The following is a 6,196-nucleotide window of genomic DNA, read 5'->3' as shown; positions in this document are numbered from 1 at the left end:
TCGGGCCGGCGAGGTGGGCCGTCAGCACGACGTTGTCGAGCTTCAGCAGTGGATTGTCGGGGGGCGTCGGTTCATCGTCGAACACGTCGAGGCCGGCGCCGAACAGCTTGCCGGCGGAGAGAGCGGCGGTCATCGCCTTCTCGTCGATCACCGGCCCGCGCGACGTGTTCACGATGATCGCCGACTTCTTCATGAGGGCGAGCTCTTCCTTGCCGATCATGTGCCGGGTCGAGTCGTTCAGTGGCACGTGCAGCGACAGGATGTCGGAATGGCGCAGGATCTCGGGCAGCAGGCGGAAGCGCACGCCGAGCGCGTCTTCCTCCTCTTCCTTGAGGCGCTTGATGTCGTAGTAGTGGACGGCCATGCCGAAGGCGAGCGCCAGGCGGGCGACCTTCTTGCCGATCGTGCCGAGGCCCACGATGCCCAGCACCTTGCTGCGCACTTCATGGACTGTCGGCGGTGAATTGCCGTGCCAGCGGCCAGCCGTGACATTGGAATGCTGGGTGATCAGCCGGCGCGACACTGCCAGCATCAGCAACAGCGCATGCTCGGATACGGCCACCGAATTGGCGCCGCCGTTGGCGCACAGCGGCACCTTGCTCTTGCCCGCGGCGGCGAGGTCGGCCCTGTCGTAGCCGGCGCTCAGCATCTGGACCAGCTTGAGATGCGGTGCTTCCTTGTAGAGCTGCTGGGTCACGTACTGCTGCACGAAGCCCATGAAATAATGAGTCCCCGGCAACGCCGCCTTCTGTTCGGGCGAATTGTGCAACGCCTTGACGATCTCGAAGCCGGAGGGAGCGACGTCGTCGACCATCGCCAGGCAATCTTTCGGACCCACCACCAGAACGCGCTCGACCATCACAGTACCTCCGCCGCCAATCGATGACCCTTCAACAGACCGGGCAGGCGCCCGGGCTCGGTGCGGCCCCAGCCGCATTCGGCCGACAGGCCGAAATCGTCCACGAACCGCCTCGCCACGGCGATGCGGGCATTGTCGCCGGCATCGTCGTCGTAGTGCAGGAGTCCGAGATAGAGTTTTGTCCCCGCCGGTCTCTCCCACGCCTTGAGCGGGGCGTAGTAGGCCTCGTCAGTGCGGCCCTTGGGAACTGGAATGTGCAGGAAGTCGATGCGCCGCTTCGTGGCGGCGGCGATTCCGTTCATCATTTCCACCAGAATTGCCGCGTCCTTGGGCTGCACCAGGTGCTCGTCGCGGGGCGAGCCGTAACAGAGGTGGTATCCCATCTCGACTCCGATGGGCACGGCGTCGCCCAGCCGGCCGAGCATTTCGAAAATTTGCGTCTTGTAGTGGGCCGGCCGGTCCTTGAAGTAATTCTCGAAGGCCAGCACTTCCTGGCAGACGTCCCATTGGATCGAGAGATCGACGGCGGGGATCGCCTTTACGATGTTGGCTAGCGCCACCTTCAGGGCGCGCTCGTAGACGCCGAAATAGGTCTCGCGTGCCGGGCCGCTGACATAGAGATAGCCGCTGGCCTGGGGCGTCGGCAGGCAAACCTGGAAACGCATGTGCTTGGGAATGGCGTCGGCCGCCCGCAGCCGCTTGAAAACTTCCCACGACGCGAGGGCCGCCTTGTCGTAACCCGTCTCGAACACCACCGTGGCGGGATCGACGCCGGGCTTGAAGCGCACCTGCTCGACCTCGCGCACGACCTTGCCGTCCCACTGGATGAACTTGTAGGGCGGCACTGTCGGATCGATTTCCATGGCCGGATGATCGAGCAACATCTGGCGTTGGAAGTAGACCCAGCGCGAGCGCTCGCCGGTCTCGCCGTCGGGCATCCGCTTCAGGAACGAACCGAGTTCTTCAGCCAACCGGCGGAAAACCTGCTCGCTGCTGTCGAGCGGGATCGATCCGATCAGGTGCAGCTGATCGGTGGTTGCCATTACGACGCCCTCATCATGGTCTCCGAGATCTTCTCGGCCGTCATCAAGGTGGGGAAGTTGGTGTTGGCGCAGGGCACCACCGGGAAGATGGACGCATCGACCACGCGCAGGCCTTGCACGCCACGGACGCGGCCCTGGGTGTCGACCACCGCCATCGGATCGTCATCGCGGCCCATGCGGCAGGTACAGGATGCGTGCCAGACCCCGATCGCGGCCTTGCGCACGAAGGCTTCCAGCGCCTCGTCGTCGTTCATCACCTGGTCGAAGGTAAAACCCTCGATCACGAAGTTGTCGATCATGTAGCGCCGGAGTGCTGCCGGTCCGTCGAGCAGGGTGGCGACCGCCCTCGTCAGCCACTTGTTCTTGGTGTTGACCACGCCGATCTCGCGCACCTTGTCGCTGTAGGACGCCGGGAAGGGGGCATCCGTCACCTTCCTGAGTGCATCGGTCATCTGGACGGCGGCCATCAGCTTGAAACCGCTCATCAGCCGGTCGAGGTCGCGCTTGTCGGAGAGCAGGTTGAATTCGACGACCGGCTCGTTCCGCCAGTCGCGCGAGGCGAGCTTCACCTGGCCGGTCTCGGAGTAGGTCTTGTTGATGAAGGTGAGCAGCGAGGCGATCTGCTCGCCGACCGCATGCCAGGCCGACTTGCTGGCGACCGCCACGAACATGTCGCCCTTGGGAATGCCCGGCAGGTTCGAGGAATAGCGCAGGCCGACATGGATGTGCCGGCGCGTATGTTCGCGCAGGCGGGCGTCGCGCCGGATGAAGGACGAAAGCGCGATCGAGGGATGGTCCATCAGGCGCTGGCCGACACCCTCGAGGGCCGCGACCACCGGAATGCCAAGCTCGGCAAGCTGGCCCACCGGCCCGATGCCGGCCCGCATCAGATGGGCGGGCGTGTGGATGGCGCCGGAGGAGAGGATGATTTCGCGGCCGCGGAACTCCTGTTCCTTGCCGCCGATCATCGCCGTCACGCCGACGCAGCGCGTGCCCTCGAACAGCAGGGCTTTTACCTGGGTGTCGGTCGAGATCGTGAGGTTGGAACGCTTGCGCGTCTCGGTGTCGAGATAGCCCATCGCCGCCGACACCCGCCGTTCCTCGGCGTTGGAATGGGTGACGGGGAAGTAGCCTTCGACGAATTCGCCGTTCTGGTCGGGCAGGAACTTAAAACCCTTTTCCTCGAAGGCCTTGCCGACCGCCTCGGCGTGGCCGCTCCAGTGCTCGCGCGGAATGCGGCGCACCGGAATGCGGCCGTCCTTGCCGTGCAGCGGCCCATCGAAGTCGAGGTCGCGCTCGACTTTCTTGAAGTAGGGCAGCACGTCGTTCCAGTTCCATCCCTCGGCGCCGCGCGCCTCCCACTCCGCATAGTCGGTCGGCGCGCCGCGATTGGCCATCTGGCCGTTGATCGAGGAGCCGCCACCCAGCACGCGGGCCTGCTCGTATTTGCGCAACGGCGGGCGGTCCGCTTCGGGATTGTTGTGGCTGACGATCTGCGTGGTGACCTTGAGCTCGGTCCAGTGGAAACGCGGATCGAAATAGGCCTGCCCGGAATAGCTGTCGCGAATTTCAGGCGGCTCGTTGCCGGGCGGCGTGTCCTGGCCCGCTTCGCAGAGCAGGACCTTGTTGGCGCTCCGGGCCGAGAGCCTGTGGGCCATGACCGAGCCCGCCGAGCCGCCGCCGACGATGATGGTGTCGTACACGTTGACGCATCCTCCTGGTTTGTACCTGGAGGTTAGCGCAGGCCCGTCGCCGCGTCACGCGCGGGGCGCCAGGCGCTCGCATCGCCTTGACGTCCCGGAAACTTGCGGCGCAAATGCCGGGATCATGAATGTGCCGGAATTGCAGAAAATTACCGACTGGCTGATCGATGGCGCGCGCTCGGCGGGCAGCCCGACCCGGATGATGGCGGAAATCTGCGAACGCCTGGTGGCGGCGGGCCTGCCGCTGTGGCGGGTCGGCATCTTCGTCCGCACCCTGCATCCCGACATCTATGGCCGCAATTTCATCTGGCGGCCCGGCGCCGAGGTCGAAATGGGCACGGTGGATTTCAATATTCTCGATGACCCCGCATTCACCAACAGCCCGCTGGCGATCGTGTTCACGGAAGGCACGGAGGTTCGCGGCCACCTGGAAGGTCTGCAGGACCGGCGCTTTTCGATTTTCGACGATTTGCGCGCCGAGGGCGTCACCGATTACATCGCACTTCCGCTGCATTTCACCGACGGATTAAGTCACGCATCGAGCTGGACCACCAAGCAGCCGGGCGGCTTTACCGAACAGCAGGTAGCCGCCCTGCGCGCGCTGGTGCCGGCGCTGGCGCGGGTCATCGAGATCATCCAGTGGCGCCGCACCTCGTCGCTGCTGCTCGACACCTATGTCGGCAATCGCGCCGGCGAGCGGATCCTGAACGGCCAGATCAGGCGCGGCCATACCGACACCATGGATGCCGCGATCTGGCTGTCGGATCTGCGCGGTTTCACCGCGCTGTCGGACCGGCTGCCGGCCGAAACCGTGGTCGATATCCTGAACAGCTATTTCGACTGTCAGGTCGCCGCGATCAGGGGGCACGGCGGCGAAGTGCTGAAATTCATGGGCGACGGGCTGCTCGCGGTGTTTCCGATCGACGAATATGTCGGCGATATCAGGCAGGTGTGCGGCCAGGTGCTGGACGCCGCGCGCGAATCCCGCGCCAGCGTCGAGGCGATGCACTATCCGATCGGCGATACCGTCGAGCGCTTCCGCTTCGGCGTGGCGTTGCATGTCGGCAGAATTCTCTACGGCAATATCGGCGGTGGCAACCGGCTCGATTTCACCTGCATCGGCCCCGCCGTCAATCTGGCGGCACGGCTGGAAAAGATCGCCGGCAAGCTCAACCGCACTGTGGTGGCCTCGGCCGGCTTCGCCGGCATCTGCGCCGGCGGCTGGGACGATCTCGGCGAGTTTCCGATCGCGGGGTTTTCCAAAGCCGAGCGGGTCTATGGCCTGCTGGACGAGACGGCGGCAGGATAGGCGCGCTCGCTACTCCTCCGGCTCCGTCGTGAACAGCAGTGGATAGCCCTTGGCGCGGCCGGCGTCGGTGGCGCGCGTCGCCTTGGTCTCGGCGACGTCCTTGGTGAAGACCGCGACCACGCAGACGCCGCGCCGGTGCGCCGTGATCATGACCTTGTGCGCCTGGTCCTCGGTCATGCGGAACTCGGCCTTCAGCACCGTGACGACGAACTCGCGCGGCGTAAAGTCGTCGTTGACCAGGATGACCTTGTGCAGCCGTGGCCGCTCGGTCCCGGGTTTAACCTTGGTCTTCGGCTTGGTAACGGCGTCGATCATTCCTGCGGGACCTCCTCGACGGGTGGCCGCGCCGCGATCAGTTGGCGCGGCATTCCGGAAGCCGCGATGCCATCGTCTGATCGCCGCGACTGACGGCCGTCTCGATCAGTTTACAGGCTCCCGGCCGCTGCTGGAACCGGGCATTGCTGGACAGTTTCAGTTCGATCCGCGCGGGCATTGCTCCGGGTGGCACGCCGCATAATTGAGCACATCGCTCGAATAAGGCAACCGTTCGGCTAACCAGCCACCATGCTGACCCGAATGTGCAGGGACAATTCATGTTCCTGCTTTTCGCGGCGCAGTTTGCGTGTCACCATCGCGATCAGACGACGGGAGGGCCGCCAATGCGCTGGTATGTCTCGATCGGGGCGGTGCTTGTCGCAGGCGCCATGGCCGGAGGTGACGTTGCGGGTATCGCGGCGCCGAACCCCGCAAGCCAGTTCGGCCTTCAACTGGCCGCCAAGGAAAGCCACCCGTCCGTCGACGTCGAACTGGTGCTCGCGGTCGATGTCTCCTACTCGATGGATCTGGACGAGCTTGCGCTGCAGCGCGAAGGCTACGCGCACGCCATCATTTCGAAGGAATTTCTGCAGGCGCTGAAGACCGGCCCGAACGGCAAGATTGCGGTGACCTATTTCGAATGGGCCGCATCGAGCGACCAGAAGATCATCATTCCATGGCGGGTGATCGACGGCCCTGAAACCGCCGATGCCGTCGCCGCCGAGATCCTGAAGACGCCGATCCGACGGGCGTCGCGCACCTCGATTTCGGGCGCGATCAATTTCGGCATGGCGCTGATCGACGAGAATCCGCACCGCGGGATCAGGCGCGTGATCGATATTTCCGGCGACGGTCCCAACAACAACGGCTCGCCGGTCACGCGCGCGCGCGATGCCGCGGTCGAGAAGGGGGTCATCATCAACGGCCTGCCGATCATGGTGAAGGAGCTGTCCTATTCGACCATGGA

At 64.7% G+C, this 6,196-nt stretch carries 6 protein-coding genes; 2 read left to right on the top strand and 4 right to left on the bottom strand.

Annotation, left to right across the window (positions count from 1 at the left end; translation table 11 throughout):
* The 3 genes from Q8N40_RS13870 to Q8N40_RS13860 form a co-directional block, all read right to left on the bottom strand.
* The coding region (locus Q8N40_RS13870) for a 2-hydroxyacid dehydrogenase (protein WP_305712221.1) at window positions 1–859 on the bottom strand (859 nt) is incomplete at its 3' end.
* Window positions 859–1,902, bottom strand: coding sequence for a hypothetical protein (locus tag Q8N40_RS13865; RefSeq protein WP_305712220.1), 1,044 nt, complete (start codon window positions 1,900–1,902; stop codon window positions 859–861). The genes Q8N40_RS13865 and Q8N40_RS13870, both read right to left, overlap by 1 nt.
* A complete protein-coding gene (locus Q8N40_RS13860; protein WP_305712219.1) occupies window positions 1,902–3,605 on the bottom strand; it encodes a GMC family oxidoreductase in 1,704 nt (567 codons plus the stop codon). Before Q8N40_RS13860 ends, Q8N40_RS13865 begins: the two co-directional genes overlap by 1 nt.
* Before the next feature lie 124 nt (window positions 3,606–3,729).
* Between Q8N40_RS13860 and Q8N40_RS13855 the strand changes: the two genes are divergently transcribed.
* The gene (locus Q8N40_RS13855; RefSeq protein ID WP_305712218.1) at window positions 3,730–4,914 is read left to right on the top strand and encodes an adenylate/guanylate cyclase domain-containing protein; all 1,185 of its coding nucleotides are present in this window, start codon (window positions 3,730–3,732) and stop codon (window positions 4,912–4,914) included.
* A gap of 9 nt (window positions 4,915–4,923) precedes the next feature.
* Here Q8N40_RS13855 and clpS read toward each other — a convergent pair whose 3' ends face one another.
* Window positions 4,924–5,229 (bottom strand): ATP-dependent Clp protease adapter ClpS, encoded by a 306-nt coding sequence (gene clpS / locus Q8N40_RS13850; RefSeq protein WP_305320307.1) that lies wholly within the window; start codon window positions 5,227–5,229, stop codon window positions 4,924–4,926.
* A 344-nt stretch (window positions 5,230–5,573) separates the two neighbouring features.
* Between clpS and Q8N40_RS13845 the strand changes: the two genes are divergently transcribed.
* Window positions 5,574–6,196 (top strand): DUF1194 domain-containing protein (locus Q8N40_RS13845; RefSeq protein WP_305712217.1); only part of this gene is annotated, 623 nt, incomplete at its 3' end.

Origin of the sequence: Bradyrhizobium sp. (genome assembly GCF_030693485.1) — a bacterium.
GTDB lineage: Bacteria > Pseudomonadota > Alphaproteobacteria > Rhizobiales > Xanthobacteraceae > Bradyrhizobium.
The sequence above is the reverse complement of the archived record's forward strand: the minus strand, read 5'-3'. Positions and strand labels throughout refer to the sequence as shown.